The 20,345-nt window shown below is 45.8% G+C and carries 23 protein-coding genes and 1 pseudogene; 4 read left to right on the top strand and 20 right to left on the bottom strand.

The genetic code is table 11. From position 1 onward, the window contains the following. Nucleotides 1-156 precede the first annotated feature (156 nt). A complete protein-coding gene (locus tag ACBP46_RS11170; RefSeq protein WP_371016815.1) occupies nt 157-1,584 on the top strand; it encodes an NAD-dependent succinate-semialdehyde dehydrogenase in 1,428 nt (475 codons plus the stop codon). A gap of 11 nt (nt 1,585-1,595) precedes the next feature. After that, a complete protein-coding gene (locus tag ACBP46_RS11165; protein ID WP_371016814.1) occupies nt 1,596-2,279 on the top strand; it encodes an ankyrin repeat domain-containing protein in 684 nt (227 codons plus the stop codon). Nucleotides 2,280-2,371: 92 nt separating this feature from the next. On the opposite strand, the gene rpsQ is transcribed toward ACBP46_RS11165, so the two are convergent. From rpsQ to ACBP46_RS11095, 14 genes are all read right to left on the bottom strand, one after another. Then, on the bottom strand, nt 2,372-2,656 hold the full coding sequence (gene rpsQ / locus ACBP46_RS11160; protein WP_371016813.1) for a 30S ribosomal protein S17: 285 nt from the start codon (nt 2,654-2,656) through the stop codon (nt 2,372-2,374). Nucleotide 2,657: 1 nt separating this feature from the next. Continuing rightward, nucleotides 2,658-2,849, bottom strand: a complete 192-nt coding sequence (gene rpmC, locus ACBP46_RS11155) for a 50S ribosomal protein L29 (protein WP_077734086.1) — start codon at nt 2,847-2,849, stop codon at nt 2,658-2,660. Nucleotides 2,850-2,858: 9 nt separating this feature from the next. Continuing rightward, the gene (rplP, locus tag ACBP46_RS11150; RefSeq protein WP_077734087.1) at nt 2,859-3,275 is read right to left on the bottom strand and encodes a 50S ribosomal protein L16; all 417 of its coding nucleotides are present in this window, start codon (nt 3,273-3,275) and stop codon (nt 2,859-2,861) included. Nucleotides 3,276-3,277: 2 nt separating this feature from the next. Further along, a complete protein-coding gene (rpsC, locus tag ACBP46_RS11145) occupies nt 3,278-4,042 on the bottom strand; it encodes a 30S ribosomal protein S3 (protein WP_371016812.1) in 765 nt (254 codons plus the stop codon). Nucleotides 4,043-4,051: 9 nt separating this feature from the next. Continuing rightward, a complete protein-coding gene (gene rplV / locus ACBP46_RS11140) occupies nt 4,052-4,381 on the bottom strand; it encodes a 50S ribosomal protein L22 (protein ID WP_077734089.1) in 330 nt (109 codons plus the stop codon). 3 nt (nt 4,382-4,384) lie between these two features. Then, nucleotides 4,385-4,660, bottom strand: a complete 276-nt coding sequence (gene rpsS, locus ACBP46_RS11135; protein ID WP_371016811.1) for a 30S ribosomal protein S19 — start codon at nt 4,658-4,660, stop codon at nt 4,385-4,387. 12 nt (nt 4,661-4,672) lie between these two features. Continuing rightward, entirely contained in the window at nt 4,673-5,500 is an 828-nt protein-coding gene (gene rplB / locus ACBP46_RS11130; protein ID WP_167661421.1) for a 50S ribosomal protein L2, read from the bottom strand. Nucleotide 5,501: 1 nt separating this feature from the next. Continuing rightward, nucleotides 5,502-5,798: a 50S ribosomal protein L23 gene (gene rplW, locus ACBP46_RS11125; protein ID WP_077734091.1), complete on the bottom strand. Its 297-nt coding sequence runs from the start codon at nt 5,796-5,798 to the stop codon at nt 5,502-5,504. Next, nucleotides 5,795-6,412 carry a 50S ribosomal protein L4 gene (gene rplD, locus ACBP46_RS11120; protein WP_371016810.1) on the bottom strand — a complete coding sequence of 206 codons (618 nt, stop codon included), beginning with the start codon at nt 6,410-6,412 and terminating at the stop codon, nt 5,795-5,797. The genes rplW and rplD overlap by 4 nt, the downstream gene beginning before the upstream one ends. A 2-nt stretch (nt 6,413-6,414) precedes the next feature. Beyond that, nucleotides 6,415-7,089 carry a 50S ribosomal protein L3 gene (gene rplC / locus ACBP46_RS11115; RefSeq protein ID WP_371016809.1) on the bottom strand — a complete coding sequence of 225 codons (675 nt, stop codon included), beginning with the start codon at nt 7,087-7,089 and terminating at the stop codon, nt 6,415-6,417. Between the two features lie 172 nt (nt 7,090-7,261). Further along, nucleotides 7,262-8,773: a tripartite tricarboxylate transporter permease gene (locus ACBP46_RS11110; protein ID WP_371016808.1), complete on the bottom strand. Its 1,512-nt coding sequence runs from the start codon at nt 8,771-8,773 to the stop codon at nt 7,262-7,264. 12 nt (nt 8,774-8,785) lie between these two features. Continuing rightward, on the bottom strand, nt 8,786-9,265 hold the full coding sequence (locus ACBP46_RS11105; protein ID WP_371016807.1) for a tripartite tricarboxylate transporter TctB family protein: 480 nt from the start codon (nt 9,263-9,265) through the stop codon (nt 8,786-8,788). Between the two features lie 35 nt (nt 9,266-9,300). Beyond that, on the bottom strand, nt 9,301-10,281 hold the full coding sequence (locus ACBP46_RS11100) for a Bug family tripartite tricarboxylate transporter substrate binding protein (RefSeq protein ID WP_371016806.1): 981 nt from the start codon (nt 10,279-10,281) through the stop codon (nt 9,301-9,303). 33 nt (nt 10,282-10,314) lie between these two features. Then, nucleotides 10,315-11,910, bottom strand: a complete 1,596-nt coding sequence (locus ACBP46_RS11095; protein ID WP_371016805.1) for a gamma-glutamyltransferase family protein — start codon at nt 11,908-11,910, stop codon at nt 10,315-10,317. 281 nt (nt 11,911-12,191) lie between these two features. On the opposite strand from ACBP46_RS11095, the gene ACBP46_RS11090 reads away from it, so the two are divergent. Continuing rightward, entirely contained in the window at nt 12,192-12,875 is a 684-nt protein-coding gene (locus tag ACBP46_RS11090; RefSeq protein ID WP_371016803.1) for a FadR/GntR family transcriptional regulator, read from the top strand. A 24-nt stretch (nt 12,876-12,899) separates the two neighbouring features. Here ACBP46_RS11090 and ACBP46_RS11085 read toward each other — a convergent pair whose 3' ends face one another. The 4 genes from ACBP46_RS11085 to ACBP46_RS11065 form a co-directional block, all read right to left on the bottom strand. Then, nucleotides 12,900-13,706: a quaternary amine ABC transporter ATP-binding protein gene (locus ACBP46_RS11085; RefSeq protein WP_371016802.1), complete on the bottom strand. Its 807-nt coding sequence runs from the start codon at nt 13,704-13,706 to the stop codon at nt 12,900-12,902. Nucleotides 13,707-13,714: 8 nt separating this feature from the next. Continuing rightward, nucleotides 13,715-15,613 (bottom strand): glycine betaine ABC transporter substrate-binding protein, encoded by a 1,899-nt coding sequence (locus ACBP46_RS13245; RefSeq protein WP_442512689.1) that lies wholly within the window; start codon nt 15,611-15,613, stop codon nt 13,715-13,717. 240 nt (nt 15,614-15,853) lie between these two features. Further along, nucleotides 15,854-17,185 (bottom strand): MFS transporter, encoded by a 1,332-nt coding sequence (locus ACBP46_RS11070; protein ID WP_371016801.1) that lies wholly within the window; start codon nt 17,183-17,185, stop codon nt 15,854-15,856. 22 nt (nt 17,186-17,207) lie between these two features. Continuing rightward, nucleotides 17,208-18,857 carry a GMC family oxidoreductase gene (locus ACBP46_RS11065; protein WP_371016800.1) on the bottom strand — a complete coding sequence of 550 codons (1,650 nt, stop codon included), beginning with the start codon at nt 18,855-18,857 and terminating at the stop codon, nt 17,208-17,210. A 163-nt stretch (nt 18,858-19,020) separates the two neighbouring features. Here ACBP46_RS11065 and ACBP46_RS11060 point away from each other — a divergent pair, with 163 nt between their 5' ends. Then, nucleotides 19,021-19,785: an IclR family transcriptional regulator gene (locus ACBP46_RS11060; protein WP_371016799.1), complete on the top strand. Its 765-nt coding sequence runs from the start codon at nt 19,021-19,023 to the stop codon at nt 19,783-19,785. 76 nt (nt 19,786-19,861) lie between these two features. Here ACBP46_RS11060 and rpsJ read toward each other — a convergent pair whose 3' ends face one another. After that, the gene (gene rpsJ, locus ACBP46_RS11055) at nt 19,862-20,173 is read right to left on the bottom strand and encodes a 30S ribosomal protein S10 (RefSeq protein ID WP_077734100.1); all 312 of its coding nucleotides are present in this window, start codon (nt 20,171-20,173) and stop codon (nt 19,862-19,864) included. Nucleotides 20,174-20,239: 66 nt separating this feature from the next. Next, a pseudogene (locus ACBP46_RS11050) lies at nt 20,240-20,345 on the bottom strand (elongation factor Tu); the annotation flags it as partial.

The following is a 20,345-nucleotide window of genomic DNA, read 5'->3' as shown; positions in this document are numbered from 1 at the left end:
AAGACATTAAAGGTTTATGATTTAATCGTAGTATGCTTTTTGTAAGCCCAAAAAAGCAACTAACATTTACAAATTTAACATTGTTTAACCCAGATCTACCAATTTGTAAAAACTTATGGTTTAAACCGCAGCTTTTAGTACACAGGAGACGCCACGATGTACCCTACTCTTTCCCTTTATATCAACGGTGAGTTTATTGAAGCCCAAGGCCGCAAGACCGAATCTGTTTTAAACCCAGCAACGCTTGAAGAGTTAGGCAAGCTTCCGCATGCCACCCAAGACGACTTGGACTTGGCTTTAAAAAGTGCTCAAACTGCGTTTGAGTCATGGCGTCATAGCTCACCCATTGAGCGTAGTGATATTTTGCGCAAAGTGGCACAGCTTTGCCGTGATAATTCTCAAGAAATAGGCAGAAATATCACGCTAGATCAAGGAAAGCCTTTAGCAGAGTCTGTAGCAGAGGTTATTAACTGCTCAGAGCATGCTGAATGGCATGCTGAAGAATGTCGCCGTATTTACGGTCGCATCATTCCACCACGTAACCCTGCTGTACGACAAATGGTGGTGCGTGAGCCAATTGGGGTGTGTGCGGCCTTCACTCCTTGGAACTTTCCATTTAACCAAGCCATCAGGAAAATCACCGCTGCTATTGGAGCAGGCTGCACTATTATTATTAAAGGGCCCGAAGACTCGCCCAGTGCGGTCATGGCTATCGCCAAAATGTTCCATGAGGCTGGTCTACCAAAGGGGGTTTTAAATGTGGTGTGGGGGGTACCCGCAGAAGTCTCTGATTACCTAATTCGTTCTCCTATAGTGCGCAAGGTCTCCTTTACGGGCTCCGTGCCGGTGGGCAAACAACTAGCCGCTCTGGCCGGTGCTCACATGAAACCAGTAACAATGGAACTAGGTGGGCATTCCCCTGTGTTGGTTTTCCCAGATATTGATATCCCACGTGTAGCCAAACAGTTGGCTTACTTTAAGGTACGAAATGCAGGGCAAGTATGTATTTCACCTACACGTTTTTATATTCACGAGGACATTTATCAGCCCTTTAAAGACGAATTCATTAACGTTTTAGCTAATATCAACGTAGGCAATGGTCTAGAAGCAGAAACCGAAATGGGGCCACTTGCTCATGAAAGACGCTTAGCTGTAATGGATAGCTTTGTTCAAGACGCTCTTTCTCACGGAGGCAGCCTAGAGCTAGGCGGTAGCCAGTCCCAAGGAACCGGTTATTTTTATGGCCCTACTGTACTTGCTGATGTGCCTGACCATGCAATGATTATGACTGAAGAGCCATTTGGTCCTATTGCACCGTTAACTCGATTTAGTGATACCACAGACGTATTAAAACGCGCCAACTCATTACCTTTTGGTTTGGCTTCGTATGTTTTTACTAATAATCTACAAACGGCACATACCGTTTCAAACGAGCTTCAAGCCGGTATGGTAAGCATCAACCACTTTGGTGTTTCTATTGCAGAAACCCCGTTTGGAGGAGTTAAAGACAGCGGTATTGGTAGCGAAGGGGGCATAGAAAGCTTTGATGGTTACCTAGTTACTAAATTTATTACGCAACGTTAAAGAGGTCTTTTATGCGCCCTACTTTTTGTTCAGCCCTTACTCAATCACTGGCATGGATAAGTGGGGCGTTCCTTAGCTTGCCTTTACTTTGTTTTGCTCAATCGCCTATGTCTTTATTTGATGCTATTGCCAAAAACGATGAAAATGCTGTCATAGAAATTTTGACGCACCACCCAGATCTTGAAGTACGTAACGCCCAACAACAAACACCACTGATGACTGCTGTCTATCAGGGTAATACAGAATTAGCTTTACGCTTAATTCAAGCTGGAGCCGATGTTAATGCCCAAGATGCCATGGCTAACAGTCCTTTTTTATATGCAGGAGCAGAGGGCATGATAGCTATTGTGCGCGAAGCATTAAATCACGGGGCTGACTTCAGCGTATTCAACCGGTACGGCGGCACGGCCTTAATACCCGCAGCAGAAAAAGGTCATTTAGATGTGGTTCAGCTATTAGCCAGCACGCCTGATTACCCCATTAATCATATCAATCGTCTTGGCTGGACGGCGCTTATGGAGGCCGTTATTTTGGGGGATGGTAGTCCTACTCAAGTGGAAATAGTTAAGACCTTGCTTGAAGCCGGTGCCGATGCCACTATTCCCGATAAAAATGGCACTAGTGCTTTGCATCATGCTGAGGCCAGAGGTTTTACTGATATGGCAACATTACTCAAAACGCATTTAGCCAAATAAAAAAACTAATATATTCAGCAAAACAAAAAACCCCAACCTATTTACACAGATTGGGGTTTTTTTAGATTCCGTAGAATCGAGTGCGTTATGTATTAAATAACGCGAGCAGGAGTAACCAAACGCACAACTGTCCACGTTTTGTGGCGGCTGATAGGACGGCCCTCGGCGATCTCTACGATATCGCCTTCGTTGTATTGGTTAGTCTCGTCATGCGCTTGGTATTTACGTGAACGCACGATGATCTTGCCATATAAAGGATGTTTAACGTGACGTTCTACATAAACGACAACGGTTTTATCCATTTTAGTGCTGACCACGCGGCCCTGTAATAGGCGCTGACGCTTTTCTGCTACGGGTGTAGTTTGAGTATCGCTCATATCACTTTCCTGCTTTCTCAGCCATTACGGTGCGTACACGAGCGATGTCGCGACGTACTTTAGATAGCTGGCTGGTGTTGGAAAGCTGCTGAGTGGCTTGTTGCATACGCAAGCTAAATTGAGCCTTCAGCAGACTTTCAAGCTCAGTTTTGAGCTCGGCGGTTTCTTTAGAACGGAGTTCGCTGGCTTTCATGTGATCTCCTTAAGCACCAATGTTTCGTACCACGAATGTGGTAGAAAATGGTAACTTGGCAGCAGCTAAACGGAATGCTTCGCGCGCGAGTTCTTCGCTAACGCCTTCCATTTCGTACAGCATTTTGCCGGGTTGAATTTCAGCGACCCAGAACTCTGGACTACCCTTACCACTACCCATACGCACCTCTGCAGGTTTCTGGGAAATAGGTTTGTCAGGGAAGACACGAATCCAGATACGGCCACCACGTTTAATGTGACGGTTAATCGCACGACGCGCTGCTTCGATCTGACGAGCAGTTAAACGACCACGACCTGTCGCTTTCAAACCAAATTCGCCAAAAGACACTTGGGTACCACGAGTCGCTAGACCAGTGTTACGACCTTTGTGTTCTTTGCGATATTTTCTACGAGAAGGTTGCAACATAATTATTCTCCTTCTGGCGCCGGCGCTGCGTCACGACGAGGACCGCGACCACGACCTGGACGACGGCCTTCGGGGCGCTCACCACGAGGGCGACGCTGACGACGCTCTTCAGGGGCTGCCTCTTGAGGCAATTCGCCGTTAGGCAACATATCGCCTTTGTAGACCCAGACTTTAATACCGATAATACCGTATGTAGTATGAGCTTCTGCTGTCGCGTAATCGATGTGAGCACGCAAGGTGTGTAGAGGCACACGACCTTCACGGTACCACTCGGTACGGGCAATCTCGATACCATTCAAACGACCAGAGCTAGCGATTTTGATACCTTGGGCACCTAAACGCATTGCGTTTTGCATCGCACGCTTCATGGCGCGACGGAACATAATACGTTTTTCTAGCTGTTGAGCGATTGAGTCAGCGATAAGCTGAGCATCGGTTTCAGGCTTACGAATTTCTTCGATATTGACGTGCACAGGCACGCCCATCAAACGCTGTAGGTCAACTTTTAAGCTTTCGATATCCTCACCACGCTTACCAATTACTACGCCTGGACGGGCTGAGTAAATAGTAATGCGGGCGTTTTTGGATGGACGCTCGATGACAATACGACCAACAGAAGCGTTTTTAAGCTTCTTTTTGAGGTATTCACGCACGCGGATATCATCGGCTAGCATGCCGCTGAAATCGTTGTGATCAGCATACCAGCGAGAATTCCAGTTACGGTTAACCGCGAGGCGGAACCCAATTGGGTTAACTTTTTGTCCCATTGTGACTCCTTAAGCGCCGACCTTAACCACAATGTGGCAGGTTTGCTTTTCGATGCGGTTACCGCGGCCTTTGGCTCGTGCGGAAAAACGTTTCAAAGATTGCGCTTTATCTACTTGGATAGCAGTAACGCGCAACTCATCGATGTCGGCACCATCGTTATGTTCAGCATTAGCAATAGCGGACTCAAGCGCTTTTTTGATAATGCCAGCGGCTTTCTTGGGAGTAAATGTGAGCGTATTTAACGCCTGCTCTACAGACTTGCCGCGAATCATATCAGCGACTAAGCGTGCTTTCTGAGCAGAGATACGTACTCCACGAATTTTTGCTGTGGTTTCCATCGCTTATCTCCGTGACTTCTTGTCCGCAATGTGACCCTTAAAGGTGCGGGTCAATGCGAATTCACCGAGCTTGTGGCCAACCATGTTCTCGTTAATATAAACGGGAACGTGTTGACGACCATTGTGCACGGCAATCGTCAGCCCGATAAATTCGGGCAGGATGGTAGAACGACGCGACCAGGTTTTGATCGGACGTTTATCGTTGCCCTCGACAGCTTTCTCAACCTTGTTGATTAAGTGCTCGTCTACAAATGGGCCTTTTTTAATCGAACGTGACATTATGTTCGCCCCTTACTTACGCTTGCGACGCGAGACAATCATATTGTCTGTGCGTTTGTTACGACGTGTGCGGTAACCTTTAGCAGGTGTACCCCATGGACTTACGGGCTCACGACCTTCACCTGTTTTACCCTCACCACCACCATGTGGGTGATCGATCGGGTTCATGGCTACACCACGAACAGTTGGGCGGACACCGCGCCAGCGCATAGCACCAGCTTTACCAATTTGACGCAAGCTGTGATCTTCGTTGCTGACTGCACCAATAGTGGCACGACAGTCAATGTGAACACGACGGACTTCGCCGGAACGTAAACGTACCTGAGCGTAAGAACCATCACGTGCTAGCAATACGGCAGATGTACCTGCTGAGCGAGCTAGTTGAGCACCTTTACCAGGCATCATTTCAATACAGTGAATGGTTGCACCGATTGGGATGTTGCGAATAGGTAGGGTGTTACCAGCACGGATAGGCGCATCCTGGCCGGACAAGAGCGTAGCACCAACTTCTAGACCACGAGGAGCGATAATGTAACGACGCTCACCGTCTGCATAACACAATAATGCGATATGCGCTGTACGGTTTGGATCGTATTCTAAACGCTCAACTTTCGCTGGGATACCATCTTTATTGCGACGGAAATCAACGATACGATAGTGCTGTTTATGACCACCGCCACGATGACGTACGGTGATATGACCGTTGTTATTACGGCCAGAGCTACGCTTTTTCTTTTCTAGTAGTGCTGCATGAGGAGCGCCTTTATGGAGCTCTGAGTGCACTACTTTAATCATGCCGCGACGACCTGCAGACGTGGGCTTAACTTTTACGAGTGCCATATTAGTTCATCTCCGTAAAGTCGAGTTCCTGACCGTCTTTAATACGAACGTAAGCTTTACGCTCGTTGCGGCGGCGACCTTCGAAACGACCAAATCGCTTGGCTTTACCGTTTTGGTTTAGGACCTGTACGGACTCGACTTCAACCTTAAACAACATTTCAACTGCTGCTTTAACTTCAAGTTTGGTCGCATCAGGTGCTACGCGGAAAGCGATTTGCTGATTATTTTCCGCTACCATCGTGGCTTTTTCAGTCACGATTGGAGCTAGGATGACTTGGTATAAGCGTTCGACGTTCATCCCAACATCTCCTCGATTTGAGCAACAGCCGCTTTAGTGATCAACACATTTTTGTAGTGGATCAAAGATAAAGGATCGGCGTCGCGCGGTTCGACCACAGCTACGTGAGGTAGGTTACGTGTAGCGAGGTAGACGTTTTCGTCAATGCTATCTGTGATGATAAGCACGGACTCAAGGCCTAAATCTTTCAGTTTTGTAGCAGCTAATTTTGTTTTAGGTGCTTCGAGGTTGAAAGACTCGACTACAGAAATACGACCTTCGCGAGCTAACTGAGAAAAAATGGACTGCAAACCAGCGCGGTACATTTTTTTGTTAACTTTGTGGCTGTAGTTTTGATCTGGCGAGTTAGGGAATGTACGACCACCCCCACGCCATAAGGGCGAGGAAGCCATACCAGCACGGGCGCGACCAGTGCCTTTTTGACGCCAAGGTTTACGTGTGCTGTAGCTAACTTCAGCACGTGTTTTTTGTTTGCTGTTTGCGCTACGAGCATTTGCTTGGTAAGCAACAACAATCTGGTGAACGAGGGCTTCGTTGAATTCACGACCAAAGACTACGTCTGAGGCGGCAAATGTAGAAGCTTGACCCTGATCATTCAGGAGCTTGAGTTCCATGATTAGGCTCCTTTGATGGCGGGACGTACAATAACGTTGCCATTTTTATGGCCGGGGACAGCGCCACGAACCAATAAAAGACCACGTTCTACGTCAACGCGCACAACATCTAGATTTTGAACGGTACGGGTAACATCACCCAAATGACCGGCCATTTTTTTACCAGGGAATACACGACCTGGATCCTGTGCCATACCGATTGAACCGGGGGCACGGTGAGAGATCGAGTTACCGTGGGAGTTACGCTGACCAGAGAAGTGGTGGCGTTTGATAGTACCGGCAAAGCCTTTACCAATGGTGGTACCTGTAACGTCAACTTTTTGGCCGGCTTCGAATACGCTTTCAATAGCGATCACATCACCAGGATTGTGTTCGGCTGCTTTAGCGGGATCTAGACGGAATTCTTTAAGGATGCTTCCAGCTTCAACGCCTGCTTTGGCATAATGACCAGCAGCAGGTTTGTTCACACGGGAGGCACGACGAGAGCCATAAGCTAGCTGTACGGCAGCGTAGCCATCGACTTCGGGCGTCTTGATTTGGGTGACGCGATTGTTGGACACGTCCAGTACAGTTACAGGTACGGATTCACCGTCTTCTGTAAATACACGGGTCATGCCGACTTTGCGCCCAACAAGGCCCAACCGCCATGCGGCAGGCACAGGTGTCGAGTTCGACATCTTATTCTCCATTCCCAACTACGATTGGTCGGGGCTAACTTGATTACGCATGCAAATAAAATTGCACACCTACTCTAACTTTAACCAGCAACTTGGTTAAGCTAATAAATATAACACGTCTATGCAAAGTCAAGCAAGAAAAACCACGGCAAGAGCCCATAAATACAACGTCTTAGTCGCTTGGCGATGGTTGTAGAGTATCCACTGTTGCTGGCTTGGTCTTATGACGGATGAGCTTATAGAGCGCAGATAACAAATACAACGCAGTAAACGCCCAGAAAACTTTAGATATAAAGCTACTGACAAAGAACTCATATTGTCCATGTGCCATTAGCAAAGACTGTCTAAACGTGTTTTCAAGTAATGGGCCTAATACAAACCCAATCAGTAAAGGAGCACGTGGAAAATGCAGAAGCACCATTACATAGCCCAAGACGCCCATGCCAAACATCACCATAACGTCAAACATGCTTTTATTGACACCATAAGCACCAAACATGCACAACACTAATACGCCGGGCAGCAACAAAGAAGGCCTGATATTTAATAGCCGTCCTAAAATAGGAATACTTGATCGGCCAATAATAAACAACAAGACCGAACCCGCTAACATCCCCATAAATAACGCGTAAATAATATTAATGTTCGTATGAAACATAAGCGGCCCAGGTTGTAGGCCATGAATCATAAATGCCCCCAATATCACAGCAGTAATGACATCGGCCGGTATACCTAGCGCAAGCAAAGGCACCATGGAAGCACCCCCTACTGCGCTATTAGCGGCTTCAGCAGCAGCTACTCCTTCGATATTTCCCTTGCCAAAGCTTTCTGGCTGAGACGATTTTCGCTTTGCTTCCCCATAAGAGAAAAAAGCAGCAGGCGTCGGACCTAAACCGGGGATTACTCCCAACACCACCCCAATCACACTACTACGTACTAAGGTTTTCCAGTAACCAAAAAAAGCACCAAAGCTAAGTCTGTTATTGCCAAGCGGCGCTGCGGGCTTATTTTTTTCTTGAGTGCTATACATTTGAAACACTTCGGGTAGCGCAAATAAGCCGATTAAAACAGGAACTAGGCTTAGGCCTGCATTCAGTTCTGTCACCTCAAAGACAAAGCGTTGCTCACCTGTAATCATATCCATGCCTACAGTAGCCAACCCTAACCCAACCGCCATTGATAAAAACCCCTTTATTTTTTCTTGAGCGGCTACCCCTGCGACTATGACTAAAGCAAACACTACCAAAGCAAAGAGCTCAGAAGGACCAAAGTCCAGCGCAAAACCAGCTAACCACGAGGCGCTCAGAATCAAAACAAAGGTTGAGACCAGGTCACCAAAACAAGAGGCATACAAGGCCATTTCCAAAGCAGAGCGTGCTTGCCCTTTTTTAGCCATTGGGTAGCCATCAAGCATTGTGCAAGAAGCGGCGGGAGTCCCAGGCGTGTTAATTAAAATAGCGCTAATTGCACCACCATACATCCCCCCTTTATAAACCCCCACTAATAACAGTAATCCAGCTATTGGCTCTAATGAAAAGGTAAAAGGCAAAGCAATGGAAATTGCCATAACTGTGCTTAGCCCGGGGATAGCGCCAATAACGGTTCCAATAAATACCCCCGCCACCAAAGCGATTAAGCCAAAGGGGTCTGCAAATAACGTCAGGCCATTGATTATGTCTTGCATGTGTTTTCTCCTTTATGAAAACAAGCCATCAATAGGACCTAAAGGAACCAGTACCTGAGCGATGTAAATAAAGAATAAAGTGATAAATGCGGGTACCACAAAAGACAACACAGCCACTTTTTTATAGCTTTTTTCGCCGGCCAGTAAGGCATACGCTGCAAAAGCAATAGCTGATGAAAGCAATAACCCTAGCGACTGAGCCAAGAAGTAATAAGGTACTAAAAAAAACACGGCCCATAGTACCGCTTTGGGAAGCTTCTCTTTTGGTGCCACTGCGCGAGTAGAGGCTTGCGATCTAAGGCTCAGGCCGCCTTGAAGCATTAAGCAACCGCCTAACCCCATCAATAAAACCGTTATGACATAAGGCCAAAAAGTAGCGGATAGCGCTAGGCTAGGAGCCTCTGCATATTGCTGTACGCCGTATGGAATTAAATAAAACCAACTAAAAAGCCCTAAAACACCAATGACTAAACCTGCTAAAAAATCTCTCATAGGTCTCCTCCTAATTAGATCTTCTGGTTTTAGATTTATTTTTTTATGCCCATTCTTAGGGCCATGTCTTTATAAAGATCTTGTTGTTGAGCAATAAACTCAGACGTCTCTGTTGGATTTAAAATACGAGGTTCAGAACCCATTTTTTTAATGAATCGCAACCAAGCTTCCTCATTTTTCACTTTATCTAAAGCCACTACATAATTAGAGACGGTTTGCTCATCCATATTGGGAGGCCCTATTAGTGCACTCCAACCTACAATCTCCTCTAAACCATCTAATCCCAACTCTTTAACTGTGGGCACCTCTTCTAAACCTTCTATACGTTCTTGTGATGTAACAAAAAGCGCCTTAACGGTTCCGCTTTGCACCTGAGGCATCACAGGACCCACATTGCCGCAAAACAAGTCTATGTGTCCTCCTGCAACAGCAGTTAAAGCGGGGCCCTCTCCTTGTGAAGGTATATGAGCAGCGGCTCTTAGAGGTTGCTCTACACCCAACTCTTCCAAAAAGCGTAATACAGCGAACTGGTTTAATGACCCCACCCCGGATGAACTATAGGTAAGTGTTCCTGGTCGTTCTGTTAACACCTCTCGCACCTCATCCACCGTACTGAGATTTTTACGCGAACTGGTCACACATACAAAAGGATCTGTTGCAATCAGTCCCAAAGGGGTAAAACCGGCTGGATCATAAGGCACTTTTTGTAAATTAGGCGCTACGGCCAAGGTGGCGATGCGAGCTAATAGCACCGTTTGGCCGTCTGGCTTGGCTTTAAAAACAAAATCAGTACCTACCATCCCTGCCGCGCCAGGACGGTTTTGTACAATCATTTTTTGATTAAGACCAGACTCAATATTTGCGGCTAAATTGCGCCCCATTAAGTCTGAAACCCCGCCCGCAGAATAAGCCACTACCAGCTCTATAGGCCCAGACGCCAAAGCAGGGGAAATAGAGGTACACGCCATCACCACAGCAACCGCGCACGTTAAACCTGTAAATTGATTTTTTCTCATTGGATTTGTCTCCGTTTTAAATTATTTATTTTCTTAAAACGCTGCTACCTGTCCATCGGCTCTTCCGTCAGACCCCCCCACGAAAGCTCCGTTTTTCATTCGCCAAATAATTTGCCCGCGCCCAAACCCAGTGTCATCTGGAGAAACCACTATGTCGTGACCCCGCGCCAATAAAGCCCGTACCACATGTTTAGGCATCGATTGCTCAACCCGTACTGTGTTTCCTTTTACCCATTGCCATCTGGGTGCATCCAACGCAGCTTGGGGGTGCATATGATGTTGAATCGTATTTAATACCATTTGCACATGCCCCTGAGGCTGCATAAATGCCCCCATCACCCCAAACGGCCCAACGGCTTCGTTTCCTTTGGTTAAGAACCCAGGCATGATGGTGTGATAAGGCCTTTTATTTGGGCCAATTTCATTAGGATGGCCGGAAATCGTATTAAAACTATGACCGCGGTTGTGTAACGCAATGCCGGTGTCAGGTACCACTATTCCACTTCCAAACCCCAAATAGTTAGATTGAATAAAACTGACCATCATGCCGTTTTTATCAGCCGCAGCTAGATAGACGGTATTGCCTCGCTTGGGTAAGCCAGCCATAGGCTCTGTGGCTTGATCGGTAATAAGAGCACGTCTTTGCGAAGCGTAATCCTTACTCAAAAGTGCTTGTACCAAATGCGGATCCGTACTGTCTCCCACATGAGCTAACGCATCGATAAACCCCAATTTCATTGCTTCAATTTGCAAATGAATCGCCTGCTCGTCTTCTCTGTGCTTGCCTAAATCCATCTCGTCAAGAATAGTTAGCGCTAATAAGGTAGCTAATGCTTGAGTATTAGGCGGCAACTCCCACACGGTATAGCCTTGATAATCCGCCGAAATGGGTTCTACCCACTCTGGCTGGTAAGCAGCTAAGTCTTGTGCATCAATAAGCCCACCAGTCTGCTGAGCAAATGAAGTAATAGCCTCTGCCAGCTCTCCAGTATAAAAATCTTCACACCGTGTGGATGCCAAACGCTCTAAGGTTTGAGCTAGGGCCTCACAACGCCAAAGCTGACCAGCCTCTGGCTCAAAGCCTTGTGGCATAAATGTCTGGTGCCAAGCAGCATACGGTTGCTCGGTATGAGTAGACATCATTTTTTTAGCGCGACGCCAATACTCTGCAACTACAGGCGAAAGAGGATAGCCTTCTCGAGCGTAGTGAATAGCTGATTTAAACAAATGGTTAAAATCTGTTTTACCAAAGCGGCTATGTAACTCTGCCCAAGCTCGAGGAGCCCCTGGCACGGTTACTCCAGACCACCCTAGAGGCCCCAATTTATCCCCTTGTTTTAAACCTAATGCCTCGTACGAAGTGTTCCGTGAAGACCGACCAGAACCATTTAAAGCGTGAACCTTGGAACCATCCCAAACCAATGCAAAGGCATCACCGCCAATTCCATTTTGCGTTGGCTCAACCACAGTCAATGTAGCACCCGCCGCTATAGCAGCATCAATCGCATTTCCACCTTGTCGTAATACCTCTAACCCAGCCTCAGCCGCGAGCGGATGCGATGTTGCCAGCATTCCGCCATTGGCGTAGACAGGTTCTCTGGATACCCCATAAGGGTTGTACTGATTCATTAAGTTGTCTCCTGATTTTATTTTTACACGACAAACCAATCGTACCATTACGAACCAACAACACAACTCGTTTTCTAAAAAAAGACACAAAACCAGTGAAAACACCTAAAAACGAAACAAAACATTATGTTTTTTGATGATTTATGGAACCATTTATCATTATTGGTACCATCTATGTTTTTCTAAAACCAATTCACAAAAACTTTAGCTTAAACTGGTGTTTATAGCGCTCTCTTAGCTATGCACTTATTCACTAATTAACCTGTGATATGAATACTCCCATGCATCCCCCTCGTCGTTCGGGAGAGGTTCTCGAAATTCTCCGAATACTTTTAGAAAGCCCTGACTATCCTCCAGGGACTCAGCTAACACCCGAGCGAGAGCTTGCCGCCATGCTTAATACAAGTCGTAGAGCATTAAGGGAAGCCCTGTATATTTTGGAGTCAGAAGGAAAAATTGAACGTACACCTGGGCGAGGCACCCGAGTACTCGACCCAGAAAATAAAGTGTTTTTAGTGCAACGTGTTTTACAGCACACCAGCCCGCTTGAGATTCTTGATGCGCGTTATTTATTAGAGCCTGCGTTAGCAGCCGCAGCCGCTGTGCATGCTACCCCTTATGATTTGGCGCGTATGCAGCAGTATTTTGATAAAACGCTAGATGCAGAAAACCACCGCGAGTGGGAAAAGTGGGATGCCTTGTTTCACAATAGCCTGGGCGCTGCTAGTAATAACCCCATTCTTAAACATTTTTATGATGTTCTTACTCATGCTAGAACCTCAACAGAATGGGGCAAACTACGCAAAAAAACCCTAACAGAAAAAAAGCGACGCCACTATATCCAACAACACCAAGAAATTATGAATGCGATTAAAAACCGTGATGCAGACCAAGCCGCTCTAGCAATGCGACTGCACTTAACCTCTGTACGCAATAGCCTGCTTAAAGTCTTACTCCAAAGCTAAAAAGGACTCTAAGTAGCAGTGAGCTCATAACTTGGGTAAAAAATGCGCAACATAGTCATTTACTGGCGAGTGTTGGATTTCTAACGGCGTGCCAGCTTGCTCTACGCGGCCATCACGTAAAATGACGATATGCTGCCCTAACTTTAAGGCTTCATCAATATCATGCGTCACAAACACAATGGTTTTATTGAGCTTCTGTTGCAGTGCGATTAACTGATCCTGCATTTCTTGCTTGATAAGCGGGTCCAAAGCGGAAAAGGCCTCATCCATTAATAAGATCTCGCTATCGGTGGCTAAAGCCCTAGCCAACCCAACACGCTGACGCATGCCTCCTGACAGCTCATCAGGATAATGGTGTTCATAACCCGCTAGTCCAACTTTATCTACCCACTCTTTGGCTAATTGTTCTTGGGTTGCTTTAGTTTCATGCCTGACCTTTAAGCCTAGGGCCACATTATGCAGTACATTTAAATGTGGCAATAAAGCAAAGCCTTGAAAGACCATGCTCATTTTTTGACGTCGTACTTGGCGTAACTGATCAAGAGAATAATGCAAAATATTTTCACCGTCTAAGCGCACTTCGCCTTTAGTCGGATCGATAAGACGATTGATATGACGGATTAAGGTGGATTTGCCCGAGCCAGATAACCCCATGACACATGAAATCTCCCCTTTTTTAAAGGTGGCGCTTACGCCGGCTAAACCTACGTTCAAGCCCGTCGCCTCTTGCACCTCATTTTTACTGTGCCCCTGCTCTAATAAACGTACTGCCTCGGCTGGGTTTGAACCAAAAACCTTGATAAGTTGATGAAGCTCTAGTTTGTTTTGCATACAGTCACCTACTTAGTCTGAGGCCGACGATCACGGCGTGATTTACCATAAGCTTGAGTAATACGATCAATCACAATCGCTAAAATCACAATAGCTATGCCAGCTTGTAAACCCCGCCCTATATCTAATGTTTGAATCCCTGCTAGCACATCTTCACCTAGGCCTTGGGCACCAATCATTGAAGCAACCACAACCATAGACAACGCCATCATTGTTGTTTGGTTAATACCTGCCATAATGCTGGGTCGAGCTAAAGGCAGACTCAATTGCGTCAGCATTTGCCAACGCGTGACACCAAAAGACTGTACGGCCTCTACTAGTTCATGATCTACCTGCCTAATCCCTAAACTGGTTAAGCGTATCAATGGCGGTACTGCATAAATCACAGTGGCAAATAAAGCTGGCACCTTGCCCAAACCAAACAGCATCAGAACGGGGATCAAATACACAAAACTAGGCATGGTTTGCATCATATCGAGCAATGGCATAACTAAACGTCGCACTACTCGTACTCGTGCTACCAGAATGCCTACTGGGATGCCTATTACAATAGAAAGCCCAGTAGAAACCACAACCAAAGCTAAGGTTTGCTGTAACTTAGCCCATAAACCCATGGCACCAATAAGAAAAAAGCCTACAGTAAATAAAAGGGCCATCCGCACCTTACGCGTAGCATGCCAGCTTAACAAGGCGATCAAAGCCAGCATCAACCAAGGCGGCATGCTTACAAACAAACGCTCCAAAGGCTGCAATATTGATTGAAGCAACACCTGACTAACTGATCTAAAGGCCTCGCCACTACTACGCACAAGCACTGTTAGGTAGTGATTAATTGAATTAGCCATCGACCAGTCAGGAAAAAAAGAAGAGCGAACAACAGGAGCTTTTTCTGATTCACCTTGGTGACTAGCTAACAACCGTTGTGCAACAGGTTCAGGTACCCAATTCATCCATAAGTCAGGATTTGTCTCTATAAACCGCTCTGCCACTTGAGAGCCAGTCAGTTTTTGCTCAGACATATCTAATATGGCCTGATTAATCACAGCAGCCGGCACTGAGTATTTTTCAAAAAAACTCACCAATTGTGGATGCGTTTGTGCAAACGCGTCTGATACCGCTATACGTAGATGAGAAGCCAGAAAATCGGTCTTACATGCTTGATCGGACTGTGCCACGATGGCTTCCCAACATGTGCGATTAAAAGGGTGCTGCTCTAAACGCGTAAAATCGTATTTCGCCATCAAGCCTGCTGGTTGCCAATAATAAAATAAAATAGGCTCACGACGCTCATACGCCGAACTAATAGCTGCATCTAAAGCGGCACCCGTTCCTGCACGAAAGTTTTCATAAGTCGTATTTAAACCCAGCACCTTGAGTAGGCCTGTATTCGTGGTCTCGCAAACCCAACCTGTAGGACAGTTATAAAAACGTCCCTGCTCTGACTGGGTAGGACTTTTAAAAAGCGTAGTGTAATCAGCAAGCTGCTCCACACTTTTTAACTGTGGAGCTAACGGCTCTAGATTTTGAGTAGGATCACCTTGCACCAGATACGTGGGCACGTACCACCCTTGCTCGGCCCCGCCCTCTAGGGTGTCACCCACCACTTTTACCTGACCAGCTTCAATGCCTTTTTCAATGATCTCGGTACGCCCATCCCATAGCTCTGCCAACACTTGAATATCATTTTGAGTTAATGCTACCTCTAGCGCAGCGGAACTGCCTGGCACGACCTCTACCTCGCAACCATAGCCTTTTTCTACTATAGTTTTTAACAGGTAAGTAGAAAATGCAGCGCTCTCCCAGGCCAAATCAGCAAAACGAATAGGTGAAGTACCGCAATCATAAACAGGTGGTGAGCTTGAGGAGGTATTTTGTGCCTGAGCTGTGTTTGTTATCACAAGCACCATGTTCATCAAGGCAGCTAGCGCCACCCACCTGAAATAACATAATACATATTTTCGTGCCGAGCTAACCATGCTGACTCCTCGTACCCGCCTTTATGGCATAAGTAGACGTTGCGCTAACTTCAGCAAAAGTCAAAGCAACGATTTCATTCGCACACGAATTATATCAAGGCTAATTTTTTAAACCTAGACAAAAAAAACGAGGCTGCTTGCCTCGTTTTTTATCTATCAATAAGTGAGTGGTTAGACTTCTTTAAGTTGATTGGGTGTGTAGGCACCTGATGCTACTGGTTTTCTATTTTTAGAACGTTTAATAGACCAAGCGCTAAGTGCAGAAATAACCCCTACAACGCTTACATAGCCAGCCACATACCAAGGTTGATTATCATTCGCATGCAGTAATGCCGTTGCAATCATGGGTGTAATACCCGAAGCAAAAATGCCTGAAAATTGGTACACAAACGATATGCCGGTGTAACGCACATCGGTGTCGAACAGTTCACAAAACAACGCAGCCTCAGGCCCATACACGGACGCATACAAAATGCCAAAAGGCACAATAATAGACAGCCATACAATCAATACGTTATCTACATTGGCTGTCATTAGGTAAAGAGCAGGAAAAGCCGACACACCTGTAATTAAAGAGCCCCAAAAATACGTTTTAGTTCGACCCACTTTATCTGACAAAGCACCAAAAAAGGGAATACTCAAACACATTACTAGTGAAGCAATCAACACACCTGTTAAAGCGGTGGTACGATCCATCCCTAAGTCATTACTTAGGTAGCTAATGCTAAACACACCAAAGATATTAAAAAACACACCATCAATATAACGGGCACCCATACCGCGTAAAATATTTCCAGGGTAGTTTTTCAGCATGCTTAAAAATGGCTGTTTATTTTCTGCATTATTCGCCTTCATTTTTTCAAACTCTGGGCTTTCTTTCACAGCCACACGTATATAAAGGCCCAGCAAAACCAATAAAGCAGAAAGCAAAAAGGCAACACGCCAACCCCAAGCATAAAAATCTTCAGGGCTCAAAACCGCCGTAAGCAAAGCAACTACACCTGAAGCCAAGCATAGACCTAATGCCAAGCCCACTTGGGGCCAAGAAGCATATAAACCTCGCTTGTTTTTTGGTGCGTATTCATAAGCCATTAATACAGCCCCGCCCCATTCACCACCTAGACCTATACCCTGCAATATGCGGCAGATCAAAAGAAGAATAGGTGCCCAAATGCCAATGCTTTCATAGGAAGGTATAAGACCAATAGCAAAGGTAGCAGTGCCCATCAAGATCAAAGTGGCAATTAAGGCCCCTTTACGACTGACACGATCACCAATATGACCAAAAATAATGCCCCCTAAAGGTCTGGCCACAAAACCAATCGCAAAGGTGGCATAAGCCAACATGGTGCCAATAAACGCATCGTCGGCTGGAAAATACAATTTATTAAAAACGAGTCCTGCAATCACCCCATAAAGAAAAAAGTCATACCACTCAATCGTGGCACCGATCACGGAAGCACGAATGACGCGATGCACCTCTTGTTTTTTATCTGCTTGCATGGTTTGTCTCCTAGGTGTTTTATTAGGCTACTGCGCTGTATTCCGGTGAAGGAGAAAGGTGTTTTTTTTGATCCTCTAAAATCATCGTTGCAGCTTTTTCTGCGATCATCACCACAGGCACGTTGGTGTTGCCAGAAACAAGCGTAGGCATAATGGATGCATCTACTACACGTAAACCTTCTAAGCCATGAATACGCAGTCTCTCGTCAACCACAGCCATTTCATCGTGCGCTAAGCCCATCTTTGCGGTGCCAGAAGGGTGAAAAATGGTAGCCCCATAATTACGACAAAACTCCAACACCTCTTCGTCACTTTGCTGATCTAAGCCTGGGCGGTGCTCACGAATTAAGAGTTCACCCAATGGGCCTGTGCTGGCTATGCGTCGTGCAAGGCGCACCGAAGCAATTGCAGTTCTGCGGTCTAGATCTGTGCTTAGGTAATTAGGGTGTATAGCCATAGACTGTGCAGGATCTGTACTTTTTAAACGCATATAACCGCGCGATTCAGGTCGTAGTTGGCATACGGATATAGTGCAACCTGAAAACGGGTGTACTTGCCCGCCCGCTTGGTCTGCAGAAAGCGTACCAAAGTGAAACTGCACATCAGGTGTTTTAGCTTCGCCCGGCAACGCATAACAAAATGCCCCTCCTTGATTAATTCCTATAGCTAAAGGCCCCGAACGCGTCAGTAACCATTGCAAACCTATTTTGCTCTTACCCCATAAATTTCTTAATTGATCGTTATTCGTGATGGGTTTAGCTACCTCATAAATCAGACGTAACTGCAAATGGTCTTGTAAGTTTTCTGCGACCCCTTTGAGATTTTTTTGTACCGGGATCCCCATTTTCATTAGTTCCTCTGCGGGTCCAACCCCAGACAACAGCAGAATTTGAGGACTTTGAATGGCTCCAGCACTCAAAATCACCTCTTTTTTGGCGCGTATAGTGTGCTTTGCATTGTCTTTATGGCTTAGCTCAACACCTACTGCGCGATTATTTTCAAACAATACACGGTGCACCAAGTGTTCCGTTTTAATAGTTAGATTTTGTCTTTGCTGTGCTGAACGCAAATACGCCACAGCAGTGGATTGACGCAGACCATTTTTAGTTGTGAGTTGGTAATACCCTACGCCAAACTGATCCCCCGAATTAAAATCATCCACACGGGGAACCCCTTCCATTTGAGCTGATTCAATAAATGCATCGACTAGTTCATGGTTTGCAGGAATAGAGGTTGCACTTAATGGCCCTTCTTTGCCCCGAGTTGCACTAGCCGGCAAATCGTTATTTTCTAGTTTACGAAAATAAGGTAAGCAGTCCTTCCAGCTCCAGCCTTTATTGCCTAAGTCTGCCCATCGATCGTAATCCTGTTTTTGACCACGAATAAAAATCAACCCATTGATAGAGCTACAACCCCCTAAGGTCTTACCCCGAGGCCAATAAAACTGTCGTTGATTCATGTGTGGATCCGCTTCAGTTTCAAAAGCCCAATTTAAATTTTTATTAAACATGGTTTTGCCATAGCCAATAGGGATATGGATCCACATGTTTTTATCCGCAGGGCCAGCTTCAATCAAGCACACAGAAAAACGCCCATCCTCACTGAGGCGATTCGCTAAAACACAACCTGCTGAACCGCCTCCTACCACAATGTAATCGTATTCTTCTTGCATATCCGTCTCCTTTATTATTGCTTTTAATGTAAGGAGTTATGTGTTTGACACCTATAGGGTTTATGCGCAAAAAACCATTATTGGAACCAACTGTTTTAAAACCGTGTCATTTTCAAGTTAATCTAGGGCTAATTTATAAAAATATTATGGGAGACGACACCACATGCTTCAACATAACGGCCCTGTACGCGCCTTATTAATCGTAGAAACACTAGCTAACTCTTCAGAGCCTTTAAGCGTAAATGAACTCATACATAGCACGGGCATTCCTAAAAGCAGTCTAATTCGTCACTTACGAAGTTTGAGTGAAACGGGCTTTATTATTCGCTTGCCTGAACAGCTTGGCTATACCATAGGAGCTCGTAGTTTGCGACTCAGTGCTAATGCTCTGCATTCAACACATTTTGCTCGCGCAGCACGTGCTGTGTTGAAAAAGCTTGTCGCAAAAATCAATGAATCATGTAATTTGACAATCTTGGCAGAAGACTCTGTCCGGTATTTGGTTCGCGTAGAAAGTGATGCCCCATGGAGCCTACAACTGTATGTGCAGCCTAATACATCCGTGCCATTACACTGCACTGCTAGCGGCAAACTGTTCTTGGCACATCTTGCCTTAATAGAACAAAAATCCTATCTACATCGTTTAGAGTTAAAAGCTTTTACTAAAAACACCATTACCGAGGTGTCGGTTTTGAAAGCTGAGCTCGAGCATAGTAGACGCCAAGGCTTTGGAGTAGATAATGAAGAATTTGTGACAGGGATGGCTGCTATAGCTGTCCCAATTGATGACCCTAAAGATCCTACACGAGTGTTAGCAACGGTAGCCTGCCATGCCGTTACCGCCAGAACAAGTTTAAGCCAACTACTCTCCTATCGCCCCGTCATGGCTCAAGCTGCTGCAGAAATAAAAACGCTGCTAGAGTCATAATTCAGCCATAAAAAAAACCGAATACATGTCGGTATTCGGTTTTCATCACCTCGTAAAACTACGCGGTTAAATATTTTTACTGTAGTGCGATCTCTACATCTACACCAGCAGGTAGATCTAAACGCATCAAAGCATCAACTGTTTTATCAGTTGGATCAACGATGTCCATTAGACGCTGATGGGTACGAATCTCGAACTGGTCACGTGCTGTTTTGTTGACGTGAGGGGAGCTCAAAATGTCGTAACGACGAATGCGTGTAGGTAGAGGTACAGGACCACGAACTACAGCACCGGTGCGCTTAGCCGTATCCACGATCTCGGCTGCAGACTGATCGATGAGTTTGTAATCAAACGCTTTTAAGCGAATGCGAATTTTCTGGTTTTTCATGTGGATTCCTAAAGAACGAAATAAACGGGGGGAAAAGCCCCCCGCCATCATAAACTAAAAATTAGTTTATTTGATGATTTTAGCTACCACGCCAGCGCCAACAGTACGGCCACCTTCGCGAATCGCGAAACGTAGACCTTCTTCCATGGCGATAGGAGCGATCAAGGAAACG

It is taken from the genome of Paenalcaligenes hominis (genome assembly GCF_041359055.1).
GTDB lineage: Bacteria > Pseudomonadota > Gammaproteobacteria > Burkholderiales > Burkholderiaceae_B > Paenalcaligenes > Paenalcaligenes hominis_A.
The sequence above is the reverse complement of the archived record's forward strand: the minus strand, read 5'-3'. Positions and strand labels throughout refer to the sequence as shown.

What these genes read in the sequence shown, in the direction of transcription:
- rplD (WP_371016810.1), bottom strand. Translation starts at nt 6,412, where the DNA reads ATGGAACTCAAGCTCCTGAATGATCAGGGTCAAGCTTCTACATTTGCC.
- ACBP46_RS11100 (WP_371016806.1), bottom strand. Translation starts at nt 10,281, where the DNA reads ATGAGAAAAAATCAATTTACAGGTTTAACGTGCGCGGTTGCTGTGGTG.
- rpsS (WP_371016811.1), bottom strand. Translation starts at nt 4,660, where the DNA reads ATGTCACGTTCGATTAAAAAAGGCCCATTTGTAGACGAGCACTTAATC.
- rplP (WP_077734087.1), bottom strand. Translation starts at nt 3,275, where the DNA reads ATGTTGCAACCTTCTCGTAGAAAATATCGCAAAGAACACAAAGGTCGT.
- ACBP46_RS11165 (WP_371016814.1), top strand. Translation starts at nt 1,596, where the DNA reads ATGCGCCCTACTTTTTGTTCAGCCCTTACTCAATCACTGGCATGGATA.
- ACBP46_RS13245 (WP_442512689.1), bottom strand. Translation starts at nt 15,613, where the DNA reads ATGGTGCTTGTGATAACAAACACAGCTCAGGCACAAAATACCTCCTCA.
- ACBP46_RS11090 (WP_371016803.1), top strand. Translation starts at nt 12,192, where the DNA reads ATGCATCCCCCTCGTCGTTCGGGAGAGGTTCTCGAAATTCTCCGAATA.
- rpmC (WP_077734086.1), bottom strand. Translation starts at nt 2,849, where the DNA reads ATGAAAGCCAGCGAACTCCGTTCTAAAGAAACCGCCGAGCTCAAAACT.
- ACBP46_RS11170 (WP_371016815.1), top strand. Translation starts at nt 157, where the DNA reads ATGTACCCTACTCTTTCCCTTTATATCAACGGTGAGTTTATTGAAGCC.
- ACBP46_RS11095 (WP_371016805.1), bottom strand. Translation starts at nt 11,910, where the DNA reads ATGAATCAGTACAACCCTTATGGGGTATCCAGAGAACCTGTCTACGCC.
- ACBP46_RS11060 (WP_371016799.1), top strand. Translation starts at nt 19,021, where the DNA reads ATGCTTCAACATAACGGCCCTGTACGCGCCTTATTAATCGTAGAAACA.
- ACBP46_RS11085 (WP_371016802.1), bottom strand. Translation starts at nt 13,706, where the DNA reads ATGCAAAACAAACTAGAGCTTCATCAACTTATCAAGGTTTTTGGTTCA.
- rplB (WP_167661421.1), bottom strand. Translation starts at nt 5,500, where the DNA reads ATGGCACTCGTAAAAGTTAAGCCCACGTCTGCAGGTCGTCGCGGCATG.
- rplC (WP_371016809.1), bottom strand. Translation starts at nt 7,089, where the DNA reads ATGTCGAACTCGACACCTGTGCCTGCCGCATGGCGGTTGGGCCTTGTT.
- ACBP46_RS11110 (WP_371016808.1), bottom strand. Translation starts at nt 8,773, where the DNA reads ATGCAAGACATAATCAATGGCCTGACGTTATTTGCAGACCCCTTTGGC.
- rpsC (WP_371016812.1), bottom strand. Translation starts at nt 4,042, where the DNA reads ATGGGACAAAAAGTTAACCCAATTGGGTTCCGCCTCGCGGTTAACCGT.
- rplW (WP_077734091.1), bottom strand. Translation starts at nt 5,798, where the DNA reads ATGAACGTCGAACGCTTATACCAAGTCATCCTAGCTCCAATCGTGACT.
- rpsQ (WP_371016813.1), bottom strand. Translation starts at nt 2,656, where the DNA reads ATGAGCGATACTCAAACTACACCCGTAGCAGAAAAGCGTCAGCGCCTA.
- ACBP46_RS11105 (WP_371016807.1), bottom strand. Translation starts at nt 9,265, where the DNA reads ATGAGAGATTTTTTAGCAGGTTTAGTCATTGGTGTTTTAGGGCTTTTT.
- rplV (WP_077734089.1), bottom strand. Translation starts at nt 4,381, where the DNA reads ATGGAAACCACAGCAAAAATTCGTGGAGTACGTATCTCTGCTCAGAAA.
- rpsJ (WP_077734100.1), bottom strand. Translation starts at nt 20,173, where the DNA reads ATGAAAAACCAGAAAATTCGCATTCGCTTAAAAGCGTTTGATTACAAA.
- ACBP46_RS11065 (WP_371016800.1), bottom strand. Translation starts at nt 18,857, where the DNA reads ATGCAAGAAGAATACGATTACATTGTGGTAGGAGGCGGTTCAGCAGGT.
- ACBP46_RS11070 (WP_371016801.1), bottom strand. Translation starts at nt 17,185, where the DNA reads ATGCAAGCAGATAAAAAACAAGAGGTGCATCGCGTCATTCGTGCTTCC.